Here is a 26455-nt window from a genome sequence, read left to right on the forward strand (position 1 = left end):
CAGGCAGCTTCACGCCTCATCCCACACCGTCAGCATTGGACCCGCTGCAGATAGTCTTCCACGGCATCAATATGCGCTGAAGAAAACACCGCCCCAATATACCCATCAGGCCGCACCAGCACCCATTCGCCAATCGCCAGCCCATAGATGCGTTGAAAGTGCCCCTGGTCGTCGATCACGTCGCCGCCGGCCCCAACGGTATGCATCTGCACGCCAGGCCGCGCCTTGACTAAGTCACCCGCTACGCCGTAGCCCAGCAGTGTCCAGTGTGGTCCCTGAAAGAGGTTGAACACGCGCAGTGCCTGCCCAGCGGCACCCCGGACCGGCGCGTCCGGCGCCCGGTCGCCGGCGGCAACCCCGTTGCGCGCGGGGTGCTGCAACGCCAGCGAGGACTCGGGGTAGCCGATATCCAATTGATGCACTTCCCTGCCCCGCCGCAGTTCGCCGTGCTTCATCTCGCCCAGCAGCTTGGTGGACAAGCCCAGCACAGAGGCAGCGACCGGCCGGCGCTCTTCTTCGTAGGTGTCGAGCAAACCATCAGGCGCGCCCTGCACCACCGCCGCCAGCTTCCAGCCGAGGTTGTAGGCGTCCTGCACACTGGTATTGAGGCCCTGGCCACCGGTGGGCGGATGGATATGGGCGGCGTCCCCCACCAGCAGCACCCGGCCCAGGCGGTATTGGTCAGCCAAGCGTGCGTTCATGGTGTAGGCCGACGACCAGGTCACGCTGTGGACCTGGAGATCGGCGCGACCGGTGCGCTGGGCGAGCAGGTGCGTGAGCCCTTCGGCGCTGAAGTCGATGTCGACCTCCGGGGGGATCGGCGCCTGGATCTGAAACAGGTCGGTGCCGGCCAGCGGGCATATCGCAACCTGGCGCTGCTCATCACCTTCTCCGAAACGGTGCCAGGCATCACGTGTGAGGCCGCTAAGCACCACATCTGCCACCAGGGCCCGTACGCCAAGGGTCTTGCCGGGGAAGCCGATATCCAGCGCGTGCCTCACAAAGCTGCGACCGCCATCGGCCCCCACCAGCCAACGTGCACGAACGCTTTTTTCACCGGCCTTGCCGACCAGTCGCGCGGTGACGCCCTCGGCATCCTGTTCGAACCCCACCAGCTCACAACCAAACTCAGGCAGGTGGCCCAGTTCAAGCAAGCGCTCGCGCATCACCTGTTCGGTCAAAAACTGCGGCACCATCAACGGTTGCTGGTAAGGCTCAGCAGGTGTCGGGGCCTTGGATTGGGTGAATTCGACGTCGCGGTAGCTGCCATCGTCGCGGTAGCGCCGGTCAGTCGGATAGACTCCACCCACGGCCATCAACCGATCGAGAATCCCCAGGTCTTCGAAGACTTCCTGTGACCTGGGCTGGATGCCCTTGCCGCGTGAGCCTTGGAAAGGCTGGGGGTTTTTTTCGATCAGACGGAAGGTGATACCCCTTCTCGCCAGGTCGATCGCCAAGGTCAAGCCGGCGGCACCGGCACCGCAAATCAGTACATCGACAGCGAATTGCGCTTTCATAGTGGATCACCTATATGTGCAATACGCACATATTAAGAGAGGCCAACACCGTGTCAATTAAAAATGTGCAAAACGCACATATATCCGCCCAGTTGCGCGACCTGCATGGCTCTTTGGTTGAGATCGTGGGTGTGATGAACCGCCCACAACGCGACGAGGCAATGGTGCGCGAAGCCGGCATTTCCCTGGATCGCGCCCTGTTTCCGCTGCTGGTGCTGGTGGAGCGCCTGGGTCCGATCGGCGTGGTGGAACTGGCCGACCGCGTGGGCCGCGACTACACCACGGTAAGCCGGCAGGTGGCGAAGCTGGAAAGCCTGGGGCTGGTGGTGCGCCAGGCAAGCGCACTTGATCGCCGCGTGCGGGAGTCGGTGATTACCGAGAAAGGCAAGGCCATGACTGACCGTGTCGACGACGCGCGGGAGAGAATCGGTGTGTCGATCTTCTCGACGTGGGATGAGGGCGATTTCGACAACCTGGTGCGGCTGATGCGCAAGTTTGCCGAAGACATAAAGAATGATTCAGTGCGTGCGACCAAAGACATCGCCTAAGGCACTGCACTTTTTTTCCTGTGGCTGATGGAATTGTCATGGCTGGCAGGGTTGTTCAGGCTGATGAGCGCTCATCAGCCTGAACAGCGCGCTTGCCACACGGTATTAATCCAATGCCAATTCCACCCCCCCACCGTTCAACCGCACTGGCCACACCCGCAGCCTCTGGTCAGGCGCCTCCAGGCACTGCCCGTCTTCCAACCGGTAATGCTGCTTGTAGATCGGCGCCGCCACTACCAGGTCGCCCTTGATGCTGCCAATCAAACCGCGACCGATCACATTGGCCCCGGATTCCGGGTCATGGTTGTCGATGGCATACAACGTCTGGTCCTGCGCGCCCGGCAGGTAGAACAGCGCCACTTGCGCACCGTCCAACCACACCACCACGCCGGAATTGCTCACCAGGTCGGTCTCGCTGCACACACGTTTCCAGGTGGCCAGCGTGCGTTGGGTATTGGGCTGGCTCATCAGGCAATCTCCTCGGTGACGGGAATCAGGTTGAGTTCGGCGGCCATGATCGGGCGGCGCTGGCCGCGTTCCTGGACGAAATGGATGTCCGGGTCGGGACGTTTGTCGTTGACGAAGGTGCGGAAGCGCTTGAGCTTCTCCGGGTCCTTGAGGGCGTTGGCCCACTCGCATTCGTAGCGGTCCACCACCAACTGCATCTGGGCTTCGAGTTCGTCACCCAGCCCCAGGCTGTCGTGCAGGATCACGTCCTTGAGGAAATCCAGGCCACCCTCCAGGCTCTCGCGCCATACCGACGTGCGCTGCAACTTGTCGGCGGTGCGGATATAGAACATCAGGAAACGGTCGATGTAGCGGATCAGCGTGGCGTCATCCAGGTCGGTGGCGAACAACTCGGCATGGCGTGGGCGCATGCCGCCGTTACCGGCAATGTAGAGGTTCCAGCCCTTCTCGGTGGCGATCACGCCCACGTCTTTGCTTTGGGCTTCGGCGCACTCGCGGGTGCAGCCGGACACCGCGAACTTGAGCTTGTGCGGCGAGCGCAGGCCCTTGTAGCGGTCCTCGATCAGCAGCGCCATTTTCACGCTGTCTTGCACGCCGTAGCGGCACCAGGTGCTGCCCACGCAGGACTTCACCGTACGCGTGGACTTGCCATACGCATGCCCGGTCTCGAAGCCCGCCGCAATCAATTCGCTCCAGATGTCCGGCAGCTCGTGCAATTGCGCGCCGAACAGGTCGATGCGCTGGCCACCGGTGATCTTGGTGTAGAGGTCGTATTTCTTCGCCACTTCGCCGATGACGATGAGTTTATCCGCGGTGATCTCGCCGCCTGGAATACGCGGCACCACCGAGTAGGTGCCGTTCTTCTGCATGTTGGCCATGAACGTGTCGTTGGTGTCCTGCAACGGCACCAGGGACGCATCCATGATCGGCTGGTTCCAGCACGACGCCAGGATCGAACCCACCGCTGGCTTGCACACGTCGCAACCGATATGGCCACGGCCGTGTTTGGCCAGCAGTTCGTCGAAAGTGAGGATGCCTTCCACACGCACCAAGGCGTACAACTCCTGCCGGGTATAGGCGAAATGTTCGCACAGGCTTTTGTCGACGCTGACGCCACGCGCAATCAGCTCATGCTCGAACACTTGCTTGAGCAACCCGGCGCAGCCACCGCAACCGGTGCAGGCTTTGGTCTGGGATTTGAGCAGGCCGAGGTCGCTACAGCCGCTGTCGATGGCCGAGCAGATCGCGCCTTTGGTCACGTTATGGCACGAGCACACGGTGGCCGATTCCGGTAACGCGCCGGGGCCCAGGGTCGGCGCGCCGCTGGAGGATGGCAAGATCAGGCTGGCCGGTTCGGAAGGCAGCGCGATGCCGTTCTGCATGTATTGCAGCAACGTGTCGTAATAGCTGTTGTCGCCCACCAGGACGGCACCGATCACCTGCTTGCCCGAGGCATCCACTACGAGGCGGCGATAGCTGGCGCTGGCTTCGTCGATAAATTGGTAGCTGCGCGCGCCGGGGGTGTGGGCGTGGGCATCCCCAATGGAGCCCACGTCCACGCCCAGCAACTTGAGTTTGGTGGACATGTCGGCCCCCACGAACGGCTCGGCGGTTTGCGCGCAGAGCAGCGCGGCGACGCCTCGGGCCATCTGGTAGCCCGGCGCGACCAGGCCGAACAGGCTGCCGTTCCAGGAGGCGCATTCGCCAATCGCGTAGATGTGCGGGTCGCAACTCAGGCATTCGTCGTTGATCACCACGCCACCGCGCGGGCCGATGTCCAGGCCGGCCTGACGGGCCAGCGCGTCCTGGGCGCGTATACCGGCGGAGAACACGATCAAGTCGGTCTCGAGGAATTCGTCATTGGCAAAGTTCATGCGGTAGCGGTAGTGCTCGCCCGCGCTGATCGACTGAGTGGCGCGCGACAGATGCACCCCCACGCCCAGCCGCTCGATCTGCGCCTTGAGCGCCAGGCCACCAAAATCGTCCAGTTGCACCGGCATCAAGCGCGGCGCGAACTCCACCACATGGGCTTCAAGGCCCAGGCTTTTCAGCGCGTTGGCGGCTTCCAGGCCCAGCAGACCGCCGCCCACCACCACACCGCGCTTGGCGTTGGCCGCCGCCTTGCGAATCGCATCCAGGTCTTCAAGTGTGCGATACACCAGCCGTGAATCGCCTTCTGCGCCGTCGATGGGCGGCACGAACGGGTAGGAGCCCGTGGCCAAGACCAGCTTGTCATAGGCGACGCAGCCGTTGGCGGTGATCACTTCGCAGCGGGCTCGGTCGATCTCCAGCACCGGCACGCCCAAGTGCAGGGTCACACCTGGCGTTTGATACAAGGAGGCGTCGGACAAGGCCAGGGACTCGGCATCACGGCCGGTAAAATACTCGGACAAATGCACCCGGTCATAGGCGCGCATCGGCTCCTCGCTGAATACATGCAAACGGTAGTGATCCAGCGCGCCGCGTTCGATCAGTTGCGCCACACAGTGGTGGCCGACCATGCCATTGCCGACAACGACCAGGGTTTTGAGATTGTTCATATAAGGCACCCGACAAAGCTCATCACGGTTTAAAAAGCAAAAAAAAACGCCTGAAACCTTGCGGTTCCAGGCGTCTTTGCCTGTTCTCATGCGGGGTCTGGTCGGGCGACTTCGCCGGTTCCACCGCTATTGCCCCAACGTATCGATCGTCGTTGACCGAGGTGGGTTGAGGGGGATCTTGCAGGGTCTGTGCCAAGCGAATGCGAGGCCAGCATTCACGCCTCAGCAGGTCAGCCAGCCATCCTGAGCACCACCTCCAGCGCCTCTAACTGGTGCACCTCGCGTCATAAAAGTGCATGAGTCGCCATGCGCTGAAGGGTTTTCCGTGGTGAGCGGGCTTGCCGCGCGCGCGGGCACCGCGACCTCAATGCAAGGGGCTGCCGTGTAGCTAAAGGCCCGCTCCCCCAACAAACCGCGTCGTGAATAAACTGGCGCGTGACTTGCTAGTAACACTTCAACCAAGCAGTCAACGCAGACTGCCCTCTCACGACAAAGGCGCCGTGTAATCCCCGTTCTCAACGGAGGGTTACAGGGCGCCTTTTTTGTTTATATGGGTTTCAGATGGCCAACCAAAGCATACGCAGTGTGTGTCCTTATTGTGGCGTGGGCTGCGGCATCATCCTGCAGGTCGAGCACAATACAGTCGTCAAGGTGATCGGCGACAAGGCCCATCCCACCAACTCCGGGCGCCTGTGCACCAAGGGCAATACCTGCGGGCAAGCCATTGCGGAGTCCGGGCGCATGGAGAATGCCTATGTACGCCAGGCACGCGCGCATGACCCCGTGCGCATCGCCATGGACACGGCCATCAGCGAAACCGCACGCCGCTTGCGCCATGTTCTCGACACCCATGGGCCAGACGCGTTGGCCTTCTACGTGTCGGGCCAGATGTCGCTGGAGTCCCAATACCTGATCAACAAATTGGCCAAGGGCTTCGTGCGCACCGCCAACATCGAGTCCAACTCACGCCTGTGCATGGCCAGTGCTGGCAGCGGCTATAAATTGTCGCTCGGCGCAGACGGCCCACCGGGCTCCTATGAAGACTTCGACCGCGCCGACGTGTTCTTTGTCATCGGCGCGAATATGGCTGACTGTCACCCCATCCTGTTTCTGCGCATGATGGACCGGGTCAAGGCCGGGGCGAAGCTGATCGTGGTCGACCCTCGGCGCAGTGCCACGGCAGACAAGGCCAACCTGTTCCTGCCAATCAAGCCCGGCACCGACTTGGCGTTGCTCAATGGCCTGCTGCACCTGCTGGTTAAAAACGGGCATACAGACCCCGACTTTATCGCCGCATTCACCGAGGGCTGGGAGGCCTTGCCCACGTTTCTCGAGGACTATTCGCCACAACGGGTCGCAGGCATCACCGGCCTTGCAGAAGCCGATATCCGCCAAGCCGCCGACTGGATCGGCCAGGCCGCCGAATGGATGAGCTGCTGGACCATGGGCCTGAACCAGAGCACCCACGGCACCTGGAACACCAACGCCCTGTGCAACCTGCACCTGGCCACCGGCGCCATCTGCCGGCCAGGCAGCGGGCCGTTTTCCCTCACCGGTCAACCCAACGCCATGGGCGGTCGCGAGATGGGCTACATGGGCCCGGGCCTGCCGGGGCAGCGCTCGGTACTGGTCGAGGCGGACCGCGCGTTTATCGAGGACCTGTGGCAGATCCCCCACGACAGCCTGCCGCGCCACCCCGGCGGCGGCACCGTGGCCATGTTCGAGCAGATGGTTGCCGGGCAGATCAAGGCCTGCTGGATCATCTGCACCAACCCGGTCGCCAGCGTGCCCAACCGGCAAACGGTCATCGACGGGCTGCAAACCGCCGACCTGGTGATCACCCAGGATGCCTTCCTCGACACCGAGACCAACCGCTACGCCGACATCCTCTTGCCCGGCGCGCTGTGGGCCGAGGCCGAAGGGGTGATGATCAACTCCGAACGCAACCTGACCCTCATGCAGAAAGCCGTCGACGCCCCCGGCGAGGCCTTGCCCGACTGGCAGATCATCGCCAGGGTCGCCTGTGAGATGGGCTTCGCCGAGGCGTTCACCTATGCATCCGCCGCCGACGTGTTCGAAGAAATCAAACGCGCCTGGAACCCCAGGACCGGCTACGACATTCGGGGGGCAAGCTACCCGCGCCTGCGTGAACAACCGCTGCAGTGGCCCTGCGCATCCGTTGCTGCTGCACCCCGCAACCCGATCCGCTACCGCCACGAGGGTACCCTCACCTTCGCCACCGAAACCGGCAAGGCCCAGTTCCTCGCCCGGCCCCATATGCCGCCGGCGGAGATGCCCGACGATGCATTCCCCTTCGTGCTCAACACCGGCCGCGTGCAGCACCAATGGCACACCCTGACCAAGACCGGCAAGGTCGCCACCCTGAACAAACTCAACCCCGGCCCGTTTGTGGAACTGCACCCCGAGGACGCCGCCCGCCTGGGTATAAAAGCCAAGGACGCCGTTGAAATACGCTCCCGGCGCGGTCGCGCCGTGCTGCCCGCCGTGGTCACCGATCGCGTGCGGCCCGGCAACTGTTTTGCGCCGTTTCATTGGAACGATGTGTTTGGCGAACACCTGGCGATCAACGCTGTGACCAACGATGCCGTGGACCCGATTTCCCTGCAGCCCGAGTTCAAGTGCTGCGCCGTCGCGTTGGCCCGCGTCGAACTGATCGACCATCAGTGCCTCGACCTCCACGCCCCTGAACCTGAGGACACTGCCATGTCGCGCCTCGACGCCTTTGCCCAAATCGCCGGCATTCGCAACCTGCCACAACCGTCATTGAGTGATGACGAGCGCACCTACCTCGCCGGTTTCCTCAGTGGCCTGCAATCCAGCGCCGCACGCCAGGCCATCGGTGTGCCGGTAATGCCCGCGAATGCGCCGCTGACCGACGCGTCCCGGCTGTGGCTGAACGGCTTGCTCGGCGGGTTGTTCAGCCATACGCAAGCCGTTGCAGCGCCCTCCCCGGGCGTCACCCTGCTGTGGGCCTCGCAAACCGGCAACGCCGAAGCCCTGGCCGAACGTTTCGCCAAGCGCCTGCGCGACGCGGGTATCACGGTGGAACTGAGCGCGATGTCGGACTTCCCTGCGAGCAAGCTGGCGAACACCCAGACCCTGGCGCTGATCAGCAGCACCTTTGGTGACGGCGATCCGCCGGACAATGGCGAAGGTTTCTGGCACAGCCTCAGCACCGCCCAGACACGCCTGGAGTCGCTGCGCTTCGCGGTACTGGCCCTGGGCGATCCGAACTACGACCAGTTCTGCAACCACGGCAAACGGCTCGACCAGCGCCTGTTGGAGCTGGGCGCAACTCGCCTGCTTGAGCGCGTCGACTGCGATACCGAATTCGAAGCCATCGCCGATGCCTGGTTGACGCGCTTTCAACACGCCCTCAACCCGGTGAAGCCCGTGGTGCTCGCCACACCCGCCACGCTTGCCGGTAAAACCAAGCTGTACGGGTCACGCCTGCTGCTCAACCGGCACCTGAATCCGCAAAGCCCCCACAAGGAAACCCGCCAGTTCGCCCTGGACCTGGGCGACTCCGGGCTGACCTACGAAGCCGGCGACGCGTTGGGCGTGCGGCCGCGCAACTGCCCCGCGTTGGTCAGCGAGTTGCTTGACCTCACCCGCCTGAGTGGCAGCACCAGCGTCAACATCGACACCTTCGGCGATGTCCCCCTGCAACAGGCACTCATCCAGCATTTCGAAATTGCCCGGCCCAGCAGCGACACCTTGGCCTTCATCGCCGAGCGCAGCGCCGACCCAGGCCTCAAGCGCCTGCTCAACCCTGAGCACAAGGCCGAATTGAATGACTGGCTGTGGGGCCGACAACTGGCTGACGTGCTGCACGAATACCCCATCGAGTGCTCGGCGGACGAGCTGCTGGGCACCCTCAAGCGCCTGCAACCGCGCCTGTATTCGATCGCTTCGAGTGCCAAGGCCTTCCCGCAGGAAGTGCACCTCACCGTGGCGGCCGTGCGGTATGGCAAGCGCAAAGGCGTGTCCTCGACCTTCCTGGCCGACCGCGCCGACGACGGTGAAGTGCCGTTGTTCGTGCAGCCCTCCAAACACTTTCGCACGCCCAGTGACGGCGAGGTGCCAATGATCATGATTGGCCCCGGGACCGGCGTTGCGCCGTTCCGCGCGTTCCTGCAAGAGCGCCGCGCACTCGGTCATCAGGGGCGCAACTGGTTGTTCTTCGGCGAACAACACGCGGCCACTGACTTCTACTATCAGGACGAACTGCAAGGCCTGCAGCGCGACGGCCTGCTCACCCACTTGAGCCTGGCGTTCTCCCGCGACCAGCCGCAAAAGGTCTACGTGCAGGACCGCATTCGCGAACACGGCGCCGAGTTGTGGCGCTGGTTGCAGGACGGCGCGAAGCTGTACATCTGCGGCGATGCCAGCCATATGGCCAAAGACGTCGAACAAGCCCTGCGCCAAGTGGCGCAAAACCACGGCGGGCTTGGCGTGGAAGGCGCGGTTGAGTACTGGCGGCAACTGAGCGAGCAGAAGCGTTACCTGCGTGATGTGTATTGATTGGATACAGAACAATGCACTGTTTGTATTGTGTACAAAAAACCCTAAAGGTTTGCTGATGCCGAGCCGAAACAGCAGTGATAGCAAATCGCCGCAACCCGAGTCAGGCGCGCGACGATTTGGCCGCCCTCTACGCTGATGGTCGTCTCGATGAAAATAAAAAATAAGCTGGTACTGGCATTTGTCTCTGTAGCGTTTATCCCGGTCAGCCTAGTGGCCGTGATTTCGGTCATGAATACGCGGACTCAAGCGGTCGATCAGTTCATCGATGGCAGCACCCGGGAAATCCGCCAGATCGATGGCAACATCCGTCAGTTCTTCGACGGCACACTGCAAAACGTCGATCAAATGGCCACCGATCCTGTATACACATCGGTGAACACGCTGAAGAACTACCAGCCTGCCGATGCGGCCAGTCAACCGATGCCCGCAGAGGCGCAAACGGTGATCGACCGCTTCGCCCGCTTTGGCGCCACCCATCCGGCGGCGGCGATCCTGTCCATCGGTCTCGAAGACGGCACGTACGCCAAGTGGCCGGACGACCCGCAGTTGGCCAAGTACGACCCCCGCACCCGCCCCTGGTACAAAGCGGCGATGGCCAGCCCTGGCAAGACCGTGCGCACGCCCGCCTACTACTACGACAAAGACGACGTGGCGCTGGTGGGCACCGCACGGGCCTTGCTGGATAACGGCAAGCCCAAGGGCGTGTTCGTGGTCAGCGTCTCGCTGAAGAACCTGACCGAGCTGGTCAAGAGCATCAAGCTGGGCGAAAGCGGCTACGTGATGCTGATCGAAGACGGCGTGGTGCTGGTGGACCCACGCGACGCCGCCCACAGTTTCAAACCGCTCAAGGACCTCGGCGAGCCGTATGCGCAACTGGCCGACACACCTCAAGGCCCTACCGAGGTCGTGATCGATGGCGTGCGCTACATGGCCAACGTGTGGACGTCGCCCGGTCTCGGCTGGCGCTATATCGGGCTGATCGAACACCGTGAAGTCATGGCCGAAGCCACGCGCATGACCTACCTCACCGCGATCATCGTTGGCGTGCTGGTGCTGATCTTCGGGCTGATCGCGGCGGCGTTCTCCAAGGTCATCGTCAAGCCCATCGGCCAGGTCAGCACCGGCCTGCAGTCCATCGCCCAGGGCGAAGGTGACTTGCGCCACGAACTTCACGTACAGGGCAAGGACGAAACCGCCGAACTGGCCGGCTGGTTCAACAAGTTTCTCGCGGCCATCCGCCAACTGATCCAGCATATCGGCGCGGCGTCGGCCAATCTGCAGAACGCCTCCAAGGTCAACAGTGAAGTGGCGCACAACATGAACGAGGCTGCGGGACGCCAGCGCGAGGCCGTCGAATTGGTCTCGACGGCGTTCAACGAAATGGTGGCCACCGCCAACGAAGTGGCGCGCTCATGCAGCGGTGCGGCGGAGTCCGCCGAGAACGGGCACCGTCGCGTGGCCGAGGGCAAGCAGCAGATCGAAGTCACCACCGACAACGTCAACCGCCTGGGCCGGCGTCTCACCGAGTCATCCCAGGCCATGGTCGAACTGGAGGCCGGCAGCCGCAGCATCAACCAGATCCTTGGAACCATCCGCGCGATTGCCGAACAGACCAACCTCTTGGCGCTCAACGCCGCCATCGAAGCCGCCCGTGCCGGTGACCAGGGCCGTGGCTTTGCCGTCGTGGCCGATGAAGTGCGCGCCCTGGCCAAACGCACGTCCGACTCCACTGGCGAGATCGAGCAACTGCTCGGCACCCTGGAAAACAAGACCCAGGAAGTCACGCAAAAGATGGGCAGTTGCCTGGACCTGTCGCGGGCCAGTGTGTCCTCCATCGAAAGCGCGCGGGACAGTTTTGAAGGCATCCAGCTGTCGGTGAACGAGATCCGCGACCAGAACCTGCAGATCTCCGCCGCAGCCGAAGAACAACACAGCGTGGCCGAAGAGATCAACCGGCATATCCAGCAGATCTACGACGAAGCACGGCTGGTAGAGAGCCTCGCCAACTCGGCGCAGGACGATTCGGGGCGGCTGTCGGAGTTGTCGGATGAGCTCAATGGCTTGGTGGGTAGGTTCAAGTCCTGAGGAACGGCTGCGTCTACGGACGCAATTTGAGCCATGGCGTAGCTCAACTGTGGGAGCTGTGTTGATCGCGGGATTTGAGTTGTGCCTGCGGACGCAATTTAAGCCATGGCGAAGCTCAACTGTGGGAGCTGTGCTGATCGCGGGATTTCGGCCGCGTCTGTGAGTGCCGAAGATCGTGTGTGAAAGCTGCTGTCTATGTTCCCTGCGAAATCATCCAGCCCAGGAAAGCGCTAAGTCGAGCTGAGAATTTTTCGCTGTCGGCACTCGGGTTTCGGGCTTCAAACAGGAAGAATGCCACCTGAGTCACCCTCGTCGGATACCTCTGCACGAACAATGCAACATGCTCTTCAAGTGTCTGCGGCCACCCCAACGCGTTTTCCCCGCACAGTACCTGGGTGGCTCTGATCAGCTTGCGTGACGCTTCGCGCTGCAAGCGCAGTCGCTCTTGGTCGTCTCCGGCACCGGCGATGCGCGTCAGGTAGGTGGTGAGTACCGTTTCAAAGTCACCATTCACGGCCAAGGCAATGTCCAGGGACGGCCGGAAGCGCTCGAAGTGCAATGCCAGATCATTACCCCAGAGACATCGGCAATGGTGCTTGAGCCAGAACCCCCAGCTGTTTGTGTTTTCGGCAGCCAGTACCTGTGCGCGGCTGCCGATATCGAAATCGACTTTGGTGACTTGCGCATACCGCCGCTCCAACTCACACCGGACTACCTCCAGCCGCTCCCGTATCTGCAAGGTCGGCGCCTCGCGTAACACCAGCGTGAGGTCAAGGTCGCAGACACCAGGGATGGCATCGCCGCGCGCGACACTGCCATACAGGTAGATGCCGTCTACGCCCAGTTCCGGTTGCGAGAGCAAGGTGCAGGCGTCCTCGAGCAACGGCTGAAACTCAACCTGCACGGTACGATCAGGCACAGTAAGGATAAAACCGTCGGCGTCGATGCCTTTGGCGGTGGGCGCACTCACGGGCGATGCACCTCGATCACGAGCCCCTCGTTCTCGCTCGGCACACAAAAGTGACGGGTAATCAGGTCGAACTCGGCATCCGTCGCTGCGAAATCGTGCCCGCCGCGCGCATTACGTGCATGCAGGCGCGCGCGGCAGGTGTCGTCGTCCAGCGCCAGGTAATGCAGGCGGTGCTGCACCCCGGCTGCATGCGCCAGCCCCAGTAGCCATTCGCGATTGGCCAGGGTATTGGCCGGAAAATCCAGCACGACGTTGACACCTGATTCCAGCAAGCCCACTACCAGCGGCCCGACCACCCCGCGGATGCGTTGCGCACAGCGCAGATAATCCGTCACCGACAGCATGTCGCCGGGATACAGCTGTGCGAGCCAGTGGTCTTCGCTCAACAGCATCGCCGCGTACTCATGGCTCAGCTGCTTGGCGAGCGTAGATTTGCCCGAGGCGATCTTGCCGCACAGCAGATGCAGGGTCGGCATGGGTGAAGGCTCCTTCTTCTAGGTTGAACGTCGCTGGCAATGCCCATAAACCACCAACGCCGGGCATCTGGCGGCGGGTCATGCAACGGCCGGGTGATCGACATCGGTGGGGATTATAGGCCCCCAACTGGACAACACTGCCAGGGATTCACGCTGGAAAATAAGTTGAATCCTGCTTTTCGGTGGCAGTCATCTATTAGGACAACAGCGAGACGACAACGCAACGGAGGTGCTTATGAACCTTGCAATGACACTCTTCAGCCTGTTTGCCGGATGGATGGCGATCGTGATTTCGATGATGTGGGGCGTGCTGAGGGTACTGCGCTGGCACCATGATTAGTACGCCGGATGGACGCTACTTCGTGGTCAAGGGCCAACTCTGGCGCTGCACCAACCCGGCGCTGGACGAAGATACCCGCCAGCGTCTGGTGCATGAATTGATGGACGCGCGCCGTGCGGTCAAAGCAGCCAAGGCCTCGGGCGACCCGCAACAGTTAAGTGCAGCCCGACACCAGGTGCAGAGTGCCAAAGTCGCCCTCGGCGAACGCGGCCCCGTGTGGTGGAGCGACGGCAGCGCGGACTTCAATCGCTATCAGGTTGCCAATACGCCGTATGCGGCGTGGTTTGAAAACATCTCGACATGAAACCCCAGTGAACTTTCTCGCAAACGCCGCGCTCCTTTCCTATGCAACGCACCCGCGCCCCTGAATCCAGGAGCACTGTTCGATAAGGAGCCGCCACCCCCATGACTACCCTCCCCACCTACTACGCGACAAGACCAGGCCCGCTGCACGCGATCTTGCTTGCCGGTAGCGTACCGTTGTTCCTGGGCGCCTTGCTCAGCGACGTTGCCTATGGCCAGACGTACCAGATCCAATGGGCCAACTTCGCTTCCTGGCTGATTGCCGGCGCGTTGGTGTTCAGTGGATTCGCACTGTTGTTCGCGTTGGTCAATCTGCTTCGCGCGCAGCGTAAATCCGGACGACCTGCCGTTTACTTCCTGTTGCTACTGGCTGCCTGGGTACTGGGCCTGGTCAATGCGTTCCAACATGCCAAGGACGCGTACGCGATGATGCCCGCGGGCTTGGTGCTGTCTGTGATCGTCACATTGCTGGCGGTGGTGGCCACGTGGATCGGCCTGACTGATTTGCGTTCGAGAGGTGCCAAATGAAAACGTCCAGCACACTGACCCTGTTGAGCGCCGCCTTGTTGCTGAGCGCCTGTGGCGGCGAAGGCGACAAGACCCAGGCCCGTGGCCCCGACCCCAAGCTGCCGGAACAGCAAAGCAGCCTGTTGCCGAGCATGAAGATTGCCGAGCCTGCGCCCTGGGGCGAGCAGAAACCCACGGTCCCGGAAGGCTATAGCGTCACCGCCATCGCCACCGACCTCGCGATTCCGCGCCAGACGCTGGTATTGCCCAACGGCGACATCCTCGTCGCTGAAGGCCGTGGTGGCAGTGCAGCCAAGCTCAAGCCCAAGGATGTGATCGCCAGCCTGATCAAAGCCGAGGGCAACACCAAGGTCAAGGGCGGCAACCGCCTGACCTTGCTGCGCGATGCCGATGGGGATGGCACCTACGAACTCAAGACCGTATTCGCCGACAACCTCAATGCACCCTACGGCCTGGCGTTCGCCAACGGTAAGCTCTACGTGGCCAACCAGGACGCACTGGTGAGCTTCGACTACGCCGACGGCCAGACCAAGGCCAGCGGCCCGCCCAGTAAAGTCACTGACTTGCCGGCGCAGATCAACCATCACTGGACCAAATCCCTGGCCGTGAGCGCCGACGGAACCCAGCTCTACGTGGGGATCGGCTCCAACAGCAACGTCACCGAGCGCGGCATGGAAGTGGAGATCGATCGCGCGATGGTCTGGCAGATCGACGCCGCGACCGGCGCGCACAAACCGTACGCTACCGGCCTGCGCAACCCGACGGCGCTGACCATCCAGCCGGACTCCGGGCAACTGTGGACCGTGGTCAACGAACGCGACGAACTCGGCCCGGACCTGGTCCCGGACTACCTCACCTCCGTGCGTGAAGGCGCCTTCTACGGCTGGCCCTACAGCTATTGGGGCCAGAACGTCGACCCGCGCGCACAGCCGCAGAACCCCGCCAAAGTCGCCGCCGCCATCAAGCCGGACTACAGCCTTGGCTCACACGTGGCGGCACTGGGCGTGGACTTTTCCATCCCGCAAATGGGTGAGAAGTTCGCCGATGGCGTATTCGTCGGCGAGCACGGCAGTTGGAACCGCGATAATCCGGTGGGCTACAAGGTGATCTTCGTGCCCTTCAGCAATGGCAAGCCGTCCGGTGAGCCCATCGACTTTGCCACCGGCTTTCGCGGTGATGACGGCAAGACCCGAGGCCGGCCAGTGGGGGTGACGGTGGACCCGAAAGGCGCGCTGATCATCGCCGATGACCTGGCCAATACCGTGTGGCGGGTGACGCGTAACCGCTAAGCAAACTGTTTGACATGGTTGCCTGAAGCAACAATATAATTGCCTCAGGCAACCATTCGAGCATTCCAGTATGTCCACTCCCCTGCTTGTCGAACGCGCCGGCGTCGTGCGCGGCTTCAACCGCTTCTATACCCATCAGATCGGCGTGCTGCAGGAACACCTGCTGCAGAGCGATTATTCGCTCACCGAAATCCGCGTGATGTACGAGTTGTCTACCCGAGGCGATCTCACCAGCGCTGACCTGTGCCAGATGCTCGGCCTGGACGCGGGTTACCTGAGCCGGCTGACCAGTGGCTTCGAAAAGAAAGGCCTGATCCAGAAAGTCCGTTGCGTTACCGATGCGCGCGCGGTGCAACTGCACCTCACCGACCTCGGCCGCGCGGTGCTGGCGCCATTGGAGCAGCAAACCCAGGACGAAGTCATCGCCCTGCTCGACAGCCTGCCGGAAACCCAGCAGCAGCAACTCACCGCTGCCATGAAGCGCATCCAGGCCTTGCTGGAAGGTACCGCGCCCAGCTATCTGCTGCGCGATCCCCAGCCGGGCGACATGGGCCTGGTGGTGCAGCAACAGGCCGCGCTGTATGCCCGGGAGTACGGCTGGAATTGGGAGTTCGAAGCGTTGGTGGCGGAAATTGTCGCCAAGTATCTGCGCGAATTCGAGCCGGCATCCGAGCGTTGCTGGATCGCGGAAAAGGACGGTGAGGTGGTCGGCTCGGTGTTTGTGATTCGCCATGATGACACCACGGCCAAGCTGCGCATGCTCTACGTGGATGCCAGCGCTCGCGGCATGGGCATCGGCCAACGGCTGGTGGATGAGTGCGTGCGCTTTGCCCAGCAGGTCGGCTACACACGCATGCTGCTGTGGACGGTGGATATTCTCACCGAGGCGCGCAAGCTCTATCAGAAGGCCGGGTTCGAATTGGTAGAGGAAGAACCGATGATCAGCTTCGGTAAATCCCTGGTCAGCCAGACCTGGGCCCGCGCGCTGTGAAGCCGTCCCGCGCTATGACAGCGCGGGACGTCGAGCCTTACAGGTCAGTGATTTCCTTGTGACGCGGTACCAGTGCCTTCATCACGCTCCAGGCGACCAGGTAGGCCAGCGCACAGATCGCGAACATGATCATGTAACCGGTATGGATGTCACCGACCGACTTGTAGTAGTCGAACACCCAGCCACCGATCTTGGTCATCACCACGCCACCCAGGCCGCCGGCCATGCCGCCGATCCCGACCACCGAGGCCACGGTCTTCTGCGGGAACATGTCCGATACCGTGGTGAAGATGTTGCAGGACCAGGCCTGGTGCGCGGAGGCGCCCACACCGATCAGCAAAACCGGCACCCAGAAGCTGATGTAGCCAAACGGTTGTGCGAGCAATACCACCAGCGGAAACAACGCGATCACCAACATGGCTTTCATGCGGCCATCGTAGGGTGCATCGCCGCGCGCCATGAAGTAGCTGGGGAACCAGCCGCCACCGATACTGCCCACCATGGTCATGCTGTAGAGCACCGCCAGCGGCATCACGATATCGGCGCCTTTCATGCCGTACTGCGCCGACAGGTACGTAGGCAGCCAGAACAGGAAGAACCACCACACACCGTCGGTCATGAACTTGCCGAAGGCAAAGGCCCAGGTCTGGCGATAAGTGAGCAATTTGAACCACGAGACTTTCTTCTCCACGGCGCCGGCCGGTGCCGGGGTGAAGGGCTGCACGGTCTGGTCGCTGCGGATGTACGCCAGCTCGGCGGGCGACAGGCGCTTTTGCTCATCCGGCTTCTGGTAGAGCGCGATCCACACCGCGACCCACACAAAACCCAACGCGCCAATCACGATAAACGCCGCTTCCCAGCCCCAGAGACCCGCGATCAGCGGCACGCAGATTGGCGCCAGGATTGCGCCCACGTTGGCGCCGGAGTTGAAAATACCGGTGGCCAGGGAGCGTTCCTTCTTGGGGAAGTACTCGGCGGTGGCCTTGATCGCAATCGGAAAGTTACCCGCCTCGCCAATCGCCAGCACCGCACGGGATAACATGAAACCGGCAATCGATACCGGAATCACCGCCAGGCCGATTGCGCCGCTGATGGCCGCAATGCCCTCGCCCATCGGCACCGAGAAGGCGTGCATGATGGCGCCCGTGGACCAGATCCCGATCGCCACGACATAGGCAGCCTTGGTGCCGATTTTGTCGACAAAGCGTCCGGCGAAGAGCATGGAGATCGCGTAGACAAACTGAAACACCGCGGCAATGTTGGCGTAATCGGTGTTGCTCCAGCCAAATTGCGTGGACAGCTGAGGCGCCAGCAGACTGAGCACCTGGCGGTCGAGGTAGTTGACGGTAGTGGCGAAGAACAGCATCGCGCAGATGGTCCAGCGATAGTTGCCTACCGCCTGGCCAACGCGCTGGGCGTTGATGGGCTCGTTCAAGTTCATGGCATCACTTTTTATTTTTGTTAGGTAGGACATACGTAACGTCATATGTCGTCGTACAACCGCCACTTTTATATCGGGACGCCTACACGCTGTCAATCTGAAAGATTGCCGTTTATCGAGCGATTTCGCGTGTATGTGAAACGTTAGCCAATGCCAGTTGTAGGATGACAAATGCGTAATACCAGGCTCGGTGCCTTGCCAGGCACATCATCGAGCAAGCCGAAAGGCTGCATGCCGATCTTCTCCAGCACCCGGATCGATGCCGCATGGTCCGGCCGCACCAGCCCAAACACGGCAGGCAAACCGAGTGTTTCGAATGCCAACGCCAAGGCATCGCGGCCCACTTCGGTGGCATAGCCCTGCCCCCAGGCTTCTACCGCAAAACGGTAACCCAGGTTGATGCGCCGTTCGGCCAGGTAGTTCAGAGGCGCGATCCCGCCAAAGCCGATGAGGTGCTCCGGCGCTTCACGATGGGCAATTGCCCACCATCCATACCCCTGGCTGGCCCACTGTTCGAGCCAGTGGTCCAGCAGGTGCTGCGCAATCTGAAGGCTGGCCATCGGGCCGGCAGGGTTGAACAAATTCGTCTGCGGGTCACCGAAGATCGCGAACAATCGCTGCACGTCGCTGGGATGTGGTTGGCGGTAGATGAGGCGCGACGGGGCATCGGGCATTCAGATAACTCCTTTATCGGCGTACAAAGTTCAATCCATCTGCAAAAAAACGCAAATAGTGGTGAATTATTTCATGTCCGCTTGTATCTGAACTGACAGAGCGGTGCCATCGCTGCGATGGCACCACCCCTGTTCTGCTTTAGAGTACCCCGCATGAAATTACGTAAGAAAAGCGTCAAGCCCATCGGATTGAAAGACATCACCATCGTCGACGACACCAAGGTGCGCAAGGCGATCACCGCCGCCGCACTGGGTAACGCCATGGAATGGTTCGACTTTGGCGTCTACGGTTTTGTCGCCTATGTGCTCGGCAAAGTATTCTTCCCCGACGCCTCGCCCAGCGTACAAATGATCGCCGCACTGGGCACCTTCTCCGTGCCCTTCCTGATCCGTCCCCTGGGTGGATTGTTCTTCGGTGCACTGGGCGATAAATACGGACGACAGAAAGTCCTCGCCGCGACCATCGTGATCATGTCCCTGAGCACGTTCGCCATTGGCCTGATCCCCTCCTACGCCTCCATTGGTATCTGGGCGCCGATCCTGCTGTTGCTGTGCAAAATGGCCCAGGGCTTTTCGGTCGGTGGCGAATACACCGGCGCTTCGATCTTCGTGGCCGAATACGCCCCGGACCGCAAGCGCGGCTTCCTCGGCAGCTGGCTCGACTTCGGTTCGATCGCAGGCTTCGTGCTCGGCGCCGGCGTGGTGGTGTTGATTTCCAGCGTGCTGGGCGATGCACAGTTTGAAGAGTGGGGCTGGCGCCTGCCGTTCTTCCTCGCCCTGCCACTGGGCATCATCGGCCTGTACCTGCGTCACGCCCTGGAAGAAACCCCTGCGTTCCAGCAGCACATGGACAAACTTGAGCAAGGCGACCGCCAAGGCCTGACCCACGGCCCCAAAGTTTCCTTCAAAGAGGTTGCGACCAAGCACTGGCGTAGCCTGCTGACCTGCATCGGGATCGTCGCGGCCACCAACGTGACGTACTACATGCTGCTCACCTACATGCCCAGCTACCTGTCGCACAACCTGCACTACAAAGAAAACAGCGGCGTGCTGATCATCATCGCGATCATGGTCGGCATGCTGTTCGTGCAGCCGTTCATTGGTTTTGTCAGCGACAAGATCGGCCGCAAGCCCTTCATCATCGCCGGCAGTATCGGCCTGCTGTTCCTTTCAATCCCGGCGTTCATGCTGATCACCAGCGGGAAAATCGGGCTGATCTTCGCCGGCTTGCTGATCCTGGCGGTGATCCTGAACTTCTTCATCGGCGTGATGGCCTCGACGCTGCCCGCGATGTTCCCCACTCACCTGCGCTACAGCGCGCTGGCCAGTGCGTTCAACGTCTCGGTGCTGATCGCCGGCCTCACTCCAACCGCCGTCGCCTGGCTGGTGGAAAGCACCAACGACCTGTTCATGCCCGCCTACTACCTGATGGTGTTTGCCGTGGTCGGCCTGGTCACCGGCCTGACCATGAAGGAAACCGCCAACAAGCCGTTGCGCGGCGCAGCACCGGCGGCTTCGGACATGGAGGAAGCCAAGGAATTGCTGCAGGAGCATCACGACAATATCGAGCAGAAGATTGAAGACATCGATGCCGAAATTGCCGAGTTGGAAGCCAAGCGCAAGAACCTTGTCGAGCAGCATCCGCGCATCAACTAAAGCCAAAACGTGTGGGGTGGCCAGGGCCACCCCGCTATTGGAGTGTCCCCATGGTTCCAAGCGTTACCGCACCACAGTCCCTGCTCAGCGCCGATGAGCGCGCCGCCATCGCCGAGATAGAAGCCACCACCAGCATCCTGCAACTGGTCACCCGCCTGACCGGCATGCGCTTTGCCGGCATCGCCAAATTCACTGACCTGGAGTGGGTGGTCTGCTCCGTGCACGACACCAGCGAAATGGGCATTCATGTCGACGACGTGCTCGACCTCGAAACCACCCTGTGCAGCGAATTCTGTGTCAACCCGCAAACCTTGTTCATCCCCCAGATCAGCCAGAACGGACGCTTTGCCGCACGCCCGGTGGTCAAGCAGTACGCCATCGAGAGCTACGCCGGCGCACCGATCTTCCTGCCAGATGGCCGCCTGTTCGGCGCTCTGTGTGCCCTCGACTCGCGGGCGATGCTGTTCGACGACCCCAATTTGCCGGAAACCCTGAGCCTGTTTGCGCGGCTGATCGGCTGTATCTTCTTCGCTAACCTGACGACGACGGACACGTGACGTCTGCCTTGCCCCGCAACGCGGCAATATCGCGCTTGGGCGGCACACCGAACAATCGACCGTACTCGCGGCTGAACTGTGATGGGCTTTCATAGCCCACTTTGAACGCAGCACTGGACACGTCCTGGTGCTCGTTCAACATCAAGCGCCGCGCCTCGTTCAGGCGCAGCCACTTCTGATACTGCAACGGGCTCATCGCCGTCAGTTGGCGAAAGTGATGGTGGAACGTTGCCGCACTCATTTGCACGCGCGCGGCCAACTCATCCACTCGAAGCGCCGCGTTGTAGTTGAGCTTGAGCCAATCGATTGCCTTGGCGATCCGATACCCCTGCCCGTCGACGGAGCAGATCTGGCGCAACCGACCAGCCTGGTCGCTTTTGAGTAGGCGGTAGTGGATCTCGCGCTGGATCAACGGCGCAAGCACTGGGATCGCTTCGGGCTCATCCAGCAGTGCCACCAGACGCGCGAAAGACGCCAGCATCCCGTCGGTCACCGTGCCGATGCCCACCCCTTTCAGCACCGGCCGTTCCCGCGTTGGCGGTAACTCACTCTGGGCGATCAACTCGGCCAACATGCGCAAGTCCAGCTTGAAGGTGAGCCCCAGGCATGGCCTACCAGGGCTGGCGGACAGCACCTCGGAGTTGGCGGGAATGTCCAGCGAGGTCACCAGGAAGCGGGAGGTGTCGTACGGGTATCCCTCACCGCCGACCCACAGCTGTTTTTCACCTTGGGCGACCAGCACGATGCACGGCTCGACCATGCACACCACCGGTGTTGCGGGCTGCTCGCGCCGATAGAAACCCAGGCCGGGAATGGGCATGGGGTAGTCGCCGGGCGCCTGCACCCGCGAACCGATAGCCTGTACCAGCGCGTCCAGGGGCGTTTGATTGATCGTCATGACGGGCTCGTTCCTCTCGTCATTGGACTTTACCGGACCGTTCCATGGGTGTCCTCGGCCAACCGCGAGACTCAGAGGATCAGGCAAGTAATCCAGTCAAACGCACTACAGAACCCTGCCCTGCCCCGGGAAAATGGACGGACCGACCTTCTCAAGGATCATCCAATGAAAAGCCTCTTGCTCGCTCTGGGTTTGCTGGTGACTTCTTTTTCTTCACTGGGAGCCGATATGTCCAACGGTGCAAACAACTTCTACACAAGCGACAAGGTAACCGTCGAAAAGGTCACCTTCAACAACCAGTACGGCATGGCCGTCGCGGGCAATCTGTTCGTGCCCGGGCACCTGGCGCCCGCCTCCAGAAATGCCGCAATCATCGTCGGTCACCCGATGGGTGCGGTCAAAGAACAGAGCGCCAACCTCTACGCCACCAAAATGGCCGAACAGGGTTTTGTGACCTTGTCCCTCGACCTGCCGTTCTGGGGCGAAAGCGCAGGCTCGCCACGCAATGCGGTGTTGCCTGACCTTTACAGCGAAGCGTTCAGCGCAGCGGTTGATTACCTCGGCACGCGCCCCATCGTCGACCGCGAGCGCATTGGTGTGATCGGCATTTGCGGCAGCGGCAGCTTCGCCATTGCCGCGGCGAAGATCGACCCACGCCTCAAGGCCATCGCCACGGTGAGCATGTACGACATGGGCGCCGCCAACCGCAACGGCCTCAAGCACGGCGTGACCCTGGCGCAGCGCCAACAGGTACTGCTGCAAGCCGCCAACCAGCGCTATGTGGAATTCCAGGGTGGCACTACCGTCTACACCGGCGGCACGCCCCACACGCTGACCGGCGATGCCGTGGGCGATGAGTTCTACGATTTCTATCGCACCCCTCGTGGTCAGTTCACCCCAGCCGGCGCCTCGCCGCACAACACGACCCGGCCGACGCTGACCAGCAACGTTAAGTTCATGAACTTCTACCCGCTCAACGACATCGAGACCCTTTCCCCGCGCCCACTCTTGCTGATTGCCGGCGCCAACGCCCATTCACTTGAGTTCAGCGAGGATGCCTACCGGCGCGCTGCCGAGCCAAAGCAATTGGCGATCATCCCCAACGCCGGCCATGTAGACCTGTACGACCGGGTCGACCTGATCCCGTTCGACACGCTTGCTGGCTTTTTCAGGAGCTACTTGAAGTGACGGTCACTGCGCCAAGACACTGGGGCGCCGTACTCGCCATGTCGCTGGCGGCATTTGCCCTGGTGGCTTCCGAATTCATGCCGGTAAGCCTGCTGACGCCCCTCGCGGTCGACTTGCATATCACCGAGGGGCAGGCCGGCCAGGGCATTTCGGTGTCAGGGCTGTTTGCCTTGCTCACCAGCCTGGTGGTCGCAGCCATCGCGGCGCGGGTGGATCGCAAGCGCCTGCTGCTGTCCTTGACCCTGCTGATGATCGTTTCCGGCACGGTGGTGGCGTTCGCGCCGAATTACCAGGTGTTCATGCTGGGCCGCGCGTTGATCGGCGTGGCCATCGGCGGCTTCTGGTCGCTCTCAGCCGCCACCGCCATGCGCCTGGTACCCGAGCCCCAGGTGCCGCGGGCATTGGCGATCGTCAATGGCGGCAACGCATTGGCAACGGTTATCGCGGCACCGCTGGGCAGCTTCGTCGGCGGCCTGATTGGCTGGCGCGGGGCGTTCTTCTGCGTCGTGCCTGTCGCGGTGCTGGCGTTGGCCTGGTTGATGGTCAGCCTGCCGTCGATCAGCGCACAGGGGGCCGCCAAAAACGGAGGCCTGTTGCAGTTGATGAAACGCACGCCGGTGGCCTTGGGCATGCTGGCCGTGAGCGCGTTTTTCATGGGCCAATTCATGCTGTTCACTTACCTGCGACCGTTTCTGGAGACTGTCACTCAGGTCAGTGTTTCTCGGCTGTCGCTGATATTGCTGGTGCTGGGCGTAGCCGGTCTCGCGGGCACGTTCCTGATTGAGCGTTTCCTGAAAAAAGGCCTGTTCCTGACGCTGGTCATTATCCCGTTGCTGATGGCGGGGATTGCGCTGGCACTGGTCAGGATGGGCAACTCGACAGTGCTGACCACACTGTTGCTGGGGCTCTGGGGCCTGGTCGCCACCGCCGCGCCGGTGGGTTGGTGGACCTGGCTGTCAAAAACCCTGCCCGACCATGCCGAGGCAGGCGGTGGGTTGATGGTCGCGATCATCCAACTGGCGATAGCGTCGGGGGCGATCCTTGGCGGCCAGGTGTTTGACATGAGCGGGTATGAGGCAACATTCGAGTTGAGTGCCGCGGTACTGGTTGTCGCTGCCGCATTGGCATGCCTGGCAGCACGCGCCAGCGGTTACCGGGGCCTGTCGATGCTCGGCACGCCGCGGGCACCGGGATGCAGCCGGTAATGAACGGCGTGTCCCGCGCGGGCAAGGACAGCACAGCCGGTGCGGGCCCTACCGAAAAAAATGGCTCGGTGTCTTGCCAAACTGTTTCTTGAACATGCTGGTAAACGCACTCGGGCTCTCATAGCCCAGTTCCAGGGCGATATCGATCACTTTCTCGCCCACCGCAATGCGCTCCAACGCCAGCAGCAACCGCGCTTGCTGGCGCCATTGGCCGAAGGTCATGCCGGTTTCCTTGCGGAACAGGCGCTGGATGGTTTTCTGGTCGAGGTTCAGGCGCTCGCTCCAATGCGCCACGGTGGAGGCGTCGCTCGGGTCCTCCTGGAGCGCCAGGCTGATGCGCTGCAGACGCGGGTCGGCGGGCTGGGGCAACGACAGCGGCAACGCCGGCAGGATGGCGAGTTCGTCGAGGATCAGGTGCATGATCCGCGCATCCCGCGAGTCCTCGGCATACGGGGGTTTCAAGCTCACTGACGCTTTGATCAGCTCGCTCAGCAACGGTGAGATGCTGACAGTCTTCGGCTCGCCGGGCATGTTCGGGAAGCGATCCGGGCGTACAAATACACTGCGCATTTTAAGGGTTCCGACACAGCGCAGGGAATGCACGTGCCCGCTGGGCATCCAGATCCCACGGTTGGGCGGCACGGTCCATTGGTTCAGCGCCGAGTACACCACCATCACACCTTCGATGGCGTAGAGCAGTTGATGTTTCTCATGGCTGTGCTCGGGGATCACCCAGTTTTCCGGGTAATCCGTGGCTGAGCTGATTACGGCCCAGGCGCCTTCATTGATTTCCTGGAGAAATTCATTCAGTGGTTTGATCATTTCGCCCTTTTTGCGATGGTTGCCGCCCGAATTACGCGAGACAGGCATTCTTGACGAATCTAGCATGAACGCCGAATCATTTTGTAATGGATGACGACCTTACGAAGTCGCCGCCTCTGATTAGCTGCCTTGTATGGAATGCCTGCATGTCGACCCTCACTGCGTCACCCGCCGCTGCAACCACGACACCCCAAGCCAGCCCCTTGGTCATGCGCATCCTCGGCGCCTGCGCGCTGGCGCATTTGATCAATGACCTGATCCAGGCCGTGCTGCCGTCGATCTACCCGATGCTCAAGGCCAACTACGGTTTGTCGTTTACTCAGGTGGGCCTGATCACCCTGACCTTCCAACTGACCGCCTCGCTGCTACAACCCTGGATCGGCTACCACACTGACCGCCATCCCAAGCCCTGGCTGCTGCCGGCGGGCATGGTGTGCACCCTGGTCGGCATCCTGATGCTGGCGTTTGTCGGCACCTTCCCGGCGATCCTGCTGGCGGCAGGCCTGGTGGGCGTCGGCTCGTCGACCTTCCACCCGGAAACCTCGCGCGTTGCGCGCCTGGCCTCTGGCGGCCGCTACGGCCTGGCGCAATCAACCTTCCAGGTCGGCGGCAACACCGGCAGTGCCCTGGGCCCGTTGCTGGCAGCGGCGATCATCATTCCCTATGGCCAGGGCCATATTGCCTGGTTCGGGCTGTTTGCCGTGTTCGCGATCCTGGTGCTGTACGGGTTGAGTCGCTGGTACCGCCACCACCTCAACCTGTTCAAACTCAAGCAAGGCGGAAAAGCCACCCACGGCCTGTCCAAGGGCCGCGTGACGTTTGCCCTGGTAGTGCTGGCCGTGCTGGTGTTCTCCAAATACTGGTACATGACCAGCCTGACCAGCTACTTCACGTTCTACCTGATCGAGAAATTCCAACTGTCGGTCTCCAGCTCCCAGATGTACCTGTTCCTGTTCCTGGGGGCGGTGGCTGTCGGCACTTTCGCGGGCGGCCCGATCGGCGACAAGATCGGGCGCAAGAAGGTCATCTGGTTCTCTATCCTCGGTGCCGCACCGTTCACCTTGGCGCTGCCCTACGTCGACCTGTTCTGGACGGCGGTACTGAGTGTGGTGATCGGGTTCATTATCGCGTCGGCCTTCTCGGCCATCGTGGTGTACGCCCAGGAACTGGTGCCCGGCAACGTGGGCATGATCGCCGGGATCTTCTTCGGCCTGATGTTCGGCTTCAGCGGTATTGGCGCGGCGCTGCTCGGTTTGCTCGCCGACACCCACGGTATCGAGTACGTGTACACACTCTGCTCGTTCCTGCCGTTGGTGGGCATCCTCACGGTATTGCTGCCCTCGACCAAGGGCGCCTGACCTGCCGATCATCGCCTGGCCGTGTGCCATCACGATGAATGCTCTGAAAAACC

The 26455-nt window shown here is 61.8% G+C and carries 21 protein-coding genes and 1 pseudogene; 13 read left to right on the top strand and 9 right to left on the bottom strand.

The window, feature by feature from the left end; genetic code table 11:
- Positions 1-29: 29 nt before the first annotated feature.
- Positions 30-1517, bottom strand: coding sequence for an FAD-dependent oxidoreductase (locus ATH90_RS14730; protein ID WP_098466613.1), 1488 nt, complete (start codon positions 1515-1517; stop codon positions 30-32).
- Positions 1518-1567: 50 nt separating this feature from the next.
- Between ATH90_RS14730 and ATH90_RS14735 the strand changes: the two genes are divergently transcribed.
- Positions 1568-2065 (top strand): MarR family winged helix-turn-helix transcriptional regulator, encoded by a 498-nt coding sequence (locus ATH90_RS14735; RefSeq protein ID WP_034104944.1) that lies wholly within the window; start codon positions 1568-1570, stop codon positions 2063-2065.
- A 105-nt stretch (positions 2066-2170) separates the two neighbouring features.
- Here the strand turns inward: ATH90_RS14735 and nirD are convergent, their stop codons facing one another.
- Together nirD and nirB are read right to left on the bottom strand one after the other, a co-directional pair.
- Positions 2171-2533 carry a nitrite reductase small subunit NirD gene (nirD, locus tag ATH90_RS14740; protein ID WP_034104941.1) on the bottom strand — a complete coding sequence of 121 codons (363 nt, stop codon included), beginning with the start codon at positions 2531-2533 and terminating at the stop codon, positions 2171-2173.
- Positions 2533-5073 carry a nitrite reductase large subunit NirB gene (gene nirB, locus ATH90_RS14745; protein ID WP_034104939.1) on the bottom strand — a complete coding sequence of 847 codons (2541 nt, stop codon included), beginning with the start codon at positions 5071-5073 and terminating at the stop codon, positions 2533-2535. Before nirB ends, nirD begins: the two co-directional genes overlap by 1 nt.
- A gap of 561 nt (positions 5074-5634) precedes the next feature.
- Between nirB and ATH90_RS14750 the strand changes: the two genes are divergently transcribed.
- The 3 genes and pseudogenes from ATH90_RS14750 (at position 5635) to ATH90_RS29950 (ending at position 11706) form a co-directional block, all read left to right on the top strand.
- On the top strand, positions 5635-9618 hold the full coding sequence (locus ATH90_RS14750; RefSeq protein ID WP_098466614.1) for a bifunctional nitrate reductase/sulfite reductase flavoprotein subunit alpha: 3984 nt from the start codon (positions 5635-5637) through the stop codon (positions 9616-9618).
- A 231-nt stretch (positions 9619-9849) separates the two neighbouring features.
- Positions 9850-10851 (top strand): annotated as a pseudogene (locus ATH90_RS29945) (cache domain-containing protein); the annotation flags it as partial.
- A gap of 87 nt (positions 10852-10938) precedes the next feature.
- Positions 10939-11706: a methyl-accepting chemotaxis protein gene (locus ATH90_RS29950; RefSeq protein ID WP_420884291.1), complete on the top strand. Its 768-nt coding sequence runs from the start codon at positions 10939-10941 to the stop codon at positions 11704-11706.
- Positions 11707-11899: 193 nt separating this feature from the next.
- On the opposite strand, the gene ATH90_RS14760 is transcribed toward ATH90_RS29950, so the two are convergent.
- Positions 11900-12676: a nucleotidyltransferase domain-containing protein gene (locus ATH90_RS14760; protein ID WP_244905985.1), complete on the bottom strand. Its 777-nt coding sequence runs from the start codon at positions 12674-12676 to the stop codon at positions 11900-11902.
- On the bottom strand, positions 12673-13152 hold the full coding sequence (locus tag ATH90_RS14765) for a P-loop nucleotide/nucleoside kinase family protein (protein WP_069023647.1): 480 nt from the start codon (positions 13150-13152) through the stop codon (positions 12673-12675). Before ATH90_RS14765 ends, ATH90_RS14760 begins: the two co-directional genes overlap by 4 nt.
- 332 nt (positions 13153-13484) lie before the next feature.
- On the opposite strand from ATH90_RS14765, the gene ATH90_RS14770 reads away from it, so the two are divergent.
- From ATH90_RS14770 to ATH90_RS14785, 4 genes are all read left to right on the top strand, one after another.
- Positions 13485-13796 carry a hypothetical protein gene (locus ATH90_RS14770; RefSeq protein WP_098466615.1) on the top strand — a complete coding sequence of 104 codons (312 nt, stop codon included), beginning with the start codon at positions 13485-13487 and terminating at the stop codon, positions 13794-13796.
- A 101-nt stretch (positions 13797-13897) separates the two neighbouring features.
- The gene (locus ATH90_RS14775) at positions 13898-14323 is read left to right on the top strand and encodes a DUF2231 domain-containing protein (protein ID WP_098466616.1); all 426 of its coding nucleotides are present in this window, start codon (positions 13898-13900) and stop codon (positions 14321-14323) included.
- Positions 14320-15612, top strand: a complete 1293-nt coding sequence (locus ATH90_RS14780; RefSeq protein WP_098466617.1) for a PQQ-dependent sugar dehydrogenase — start codon at positions 14320-14322, stop codon at positions 15610-15612. Before ATH90_RS14775 ends, ATH90_RS14780 begins: the two co-directional genes overlap by 4 nt.
- Positions 15613-15682: 70 nt before the next feature.
- The gene (locus ATH90_RS14785) at positions 15683-16603 is read left to right on the top strand and encodes a bifunctional helix-turn-helix transcriptional regulator/GNAT family N-acetyltransferase (RefSeq protein WP_098466618.1); all 921 of its coding nucleotides are present in this window, start codon (positions 15683-15685) and stop codon (positions 16601-16603) included.
- A gap of 37 nt (positions 16604-16640) precedes the next feature.
- Here ATH90_RS14785 and ATH90_RS14790 read toward each other — a convergent pair whose 3' ends face one another.
- Together ATH90_RS14790 and ATH90_RS14795 are read right to left on the bottom strand one after the other, a co-directional pair.
- Positions 16641-18044: an MFS transporter gene (locus ATH90_RS14790; RefSeq protein ID WP_069023642.1), complete on the bottom strand. Its 1404-nt coding sequence runs from the start codon at positions 18042-18044 to the stop codon at positions 16641-16643.
- A gap of 143 nt (positions 18045-18187) precedes the next feature.
- A complete protein-coding gene (locus ATH90_RS14795; RefSeq protein WP_098466619.1) occupies positions 18188-18718 on the bottom strand; it encodes a GNAT family N-acetyltransferase in 531 nt (176 codons plus the stop codon).
- Between the two features lie 153 nt (positions 18719-18871).
- On the opposite strand from ATH90_RS14795, the gene proP reads away from it, so the two are divergent.
- Entirely contained in the window at positions 18872-20374 is a 1503-nt protein-coding gene (gene proP / locus ATH90_RS14800) for a glycine betaine/L-proline transporter ProP (protein WP_034104916.1), read from the top strand.
- A 50-nt stretch (positions 20375-20424) separates the two neighbouring features.
- Complete coding sequence (locus ATH90_RS14805; protein WP_034104914.1) at positions 20425-20931, top strand: GAF domain-containing protein; 507 nt, start codon at positions 20425-20427, stop codon at positions 20929-20931.
- On the opposite strand, the gene ATH90_RS14810 is transcribed toward ATH90_RS14805, so the two are convergent.
- Positions 20906-21829 carry an AraC family transcriptional regulator gene (locus tag ATH90_RS14810; RefSeq protein WP_098466620.1) on the bottom strand — a complete coding sequence of 308 codons (924 nt, stop codon included), beginning with the start codon at positions 21827-21829 and terminating at the stop codon, positions 20906-20908. The genes ATH90_RS14805 and ATH90_RS14810 overlap by 26 nt on opposite strands.
- Positions 21830-21994: 165 nt before the next feature.
- Between ATH90_RS14810 and ATH90_RS14815 the strand changes: the two genes are divergently transcribed.
- Positions 21995-23017: an alpha/beta hydrolase gene (locus ATH90_RS14815; protein WP_098466621.1), complete on the top strand. Its 1023-nt coding sequence runs from the start codon at positions 21995-21997 to the stop codon at positions 23015-23017.
- A 38-nt stretch (positions 23018-23055) separates the two neighbouring features.
- Entirely contained in the window at positions 23056-24222 is a 1167-nt protein-coding gene (locus tag ATH90_RS14820) for an MFS transporter (RefSeq protein WP_098466622.1), read from the top strand.
- Between the two features lie 48 nt (positions 24223-24270).
- On the opposite strand, the gene ATH90_RS14825 is transcribed toward ATH90_RS14820, so the two are convergent.
- Positions 24271-25092 carry an AraC family transcriptional regulator gene (locus ATH90_RS14825; RefSeq protein WP_034104904.1) on the bottom strand — a complete coding sequence of 274 codons (822 nt, stop codon included), beginning with the start codon at positions 25090-25092 and terminating at the stop codon, positions 24271-24273.
- A 98-nt stretch (positions 25093-25190) separates the two neighbouring features.
- Here ATH90_RS14825 and ATH90_RS14830 point away from each other — a divergent pair, with 98 nt between their 5' ends.
- Complete coding sequence (locus ATH90_RS14830) at positions 25191-26402, top strand: MFS transporter (RefSeq protein WP_034104902.1); 1212 nt, start codon at positions 25191-25193, stop codon at positions 26400-26402.
- Positions 26403-26455: the final 53 nt, after the last annotated feature.

It is taken from the genome of Pseudomonas lurida, assembly GCF_002563895.1.
Classification (GTDB): Bacteria; Pseudomonadota; Gammaproteobacteria; order Pseudomonadales; family Pseudomonadaceae; genus Aquipseudomonas; species Aquipseudomonas lurida.

What these genes read in the sequence shown, in the direction of transcription:
- ATH90_RS14730 (WP_098466613.1), bottom strand. Translation starts at nt 1,517, where the DNA reads ATGAAAGCGCAATTCGCTGTCGATGTACTGATTTGCGGTGCCGGTGCC.
- nirD (WP_034104941.1), bottom strand. Translation starts at nt 2,533, where the DNA reads ATGAGCCAGCCCAATACCCAACGCACGCTGGCCACCTGGAAACGTGTG.
- nirB (WP_034104939.1), bottom strand. Translation starts at nt 5,073, where the DNA reads ATGAACAATCTCAAAACCCTGGTCGTTGTCGGCAATGGCATGGTCGGC.
- ATH90_RS14750 (WP_098466614.1), top strand. Translation starts at nt 5,635, where the DNA reads ATGGCCAACCAAAGCATACGCAGTGTGTGTCCTTATTGTGGCGTGGGC.
- ATH90_RS29950 (WP_420884291.1), top strand. Translation starts at nt 10,939, where the DNA reads ATGAACGAGGCTGCGGGACGCCAGCGCGAGGCCGTCGAATTGGTCTCG.
- ATH90_RS14765 (WP_069023647.1), bottom strand. Translation starts at nt 13,152, where the DNA reads ATGCCGACCCTGCATCTGCTGTGCGGCAAGATCGCCTCGGGCAAATCT.
- ATH90_RS14770 (WP_098466615.1), top strand. Translation starts at nt 13,485, where the DNA reads ATGATTAGTACGCCGGATGGACGCTACTTCGTGGTCAAGGGCCAACTC.
- ATH90_RS14775 (WP_098466616.1), top strand. Translation starts at nt 13,898, where the DNA reads ATGACTACCCTCCCCACCTACTACGCGACAAGACCAGGCCCGCTGCAC.
- ATH90_RS14780 (WP_098466617.1), top strand. Translation starts at nt 14,320, where the DNA reads ATGAAAACGTCCAGCACACTGACCCTGTTGAGCGCCGCCTTGTTGCTG.
- ATH90_RS14785 (WP_098466618.1), top strand. Translation starts at nt 15,683, where the DNA reads ATGTCCACTCCCCTGCTTGTCGAACGCGCCGGCGTCGTGCGCGGCTTC.
- ATH90_RS14790 (WP_069023642.1), bottom strand. Translation starts at nt 18,044, where the DNA reads ATGAACTTGAACGAGCCCATCAACGCCCAGCGCGTTGGCCAGGCGGTA.
- ATH90_RS14795 (WP_098466619.1), bottom strand. Translation starts at nt 18,718, where the DNA reads ATGCCCGATGCCCCGTCGCGCCTCATCTACCGCCAACCACATCCCAGC.
- proP (WP_034104916.1), top strand. Translation starts at nt 18,872, where the DNA reads ATGAAATTACGTAAGAAAAGCGTCAAGCCCATCGGATTGAAAGACATC.
- ATH90_RS14805 (WP_034104914.1), top strand. Translation starts at nt 20,425, where the DNA reads ATGGTTCCAAGCGTTACCGCACCACAGTCCCTGCTCAGCGCCGATGAG.
- ATH90_RS14810 (WP_098466620.1), bottom strand. Translation starts at nt 21,829, where the DNA reads ATGACGATCAATCAAACGCCCCTGGACGCGCTGGTACAGGCTATCGGT.
- ATH90_RS14815 (WP_098466621.1), top strand. Translation starts at nt 21,995, where the DNA reads ATGAAAAGCCTCTTGCTCGCTCTGGGTTTGCTGGTGACTTCTTTTTCT.
- ATH90_RS14820 (WP_098466622.1), top strand. Translation starts at nt 23,056, where the DNA reads ATGTCGCTGGCGGCATTTGCCCTGGTGGCTTCCGAATTCATGCCGGTA.
- ATH90_RS14825 (WP_034104904.1), bottom strand. Translation starts at nt 25,092, where the DNA reads ATGCCTGTCTCGCGTAATTCGGGCGGCAACCATCGCAAAAAGGGCGAA.
- ATH90_RS14830 (WP_034104902.1), top strand. Translation starts at nt 25,191, where the DNA reads ATGTCGACCCTCACTGCGTCACCCGCCGCTGCAACCACGACACCCCAA.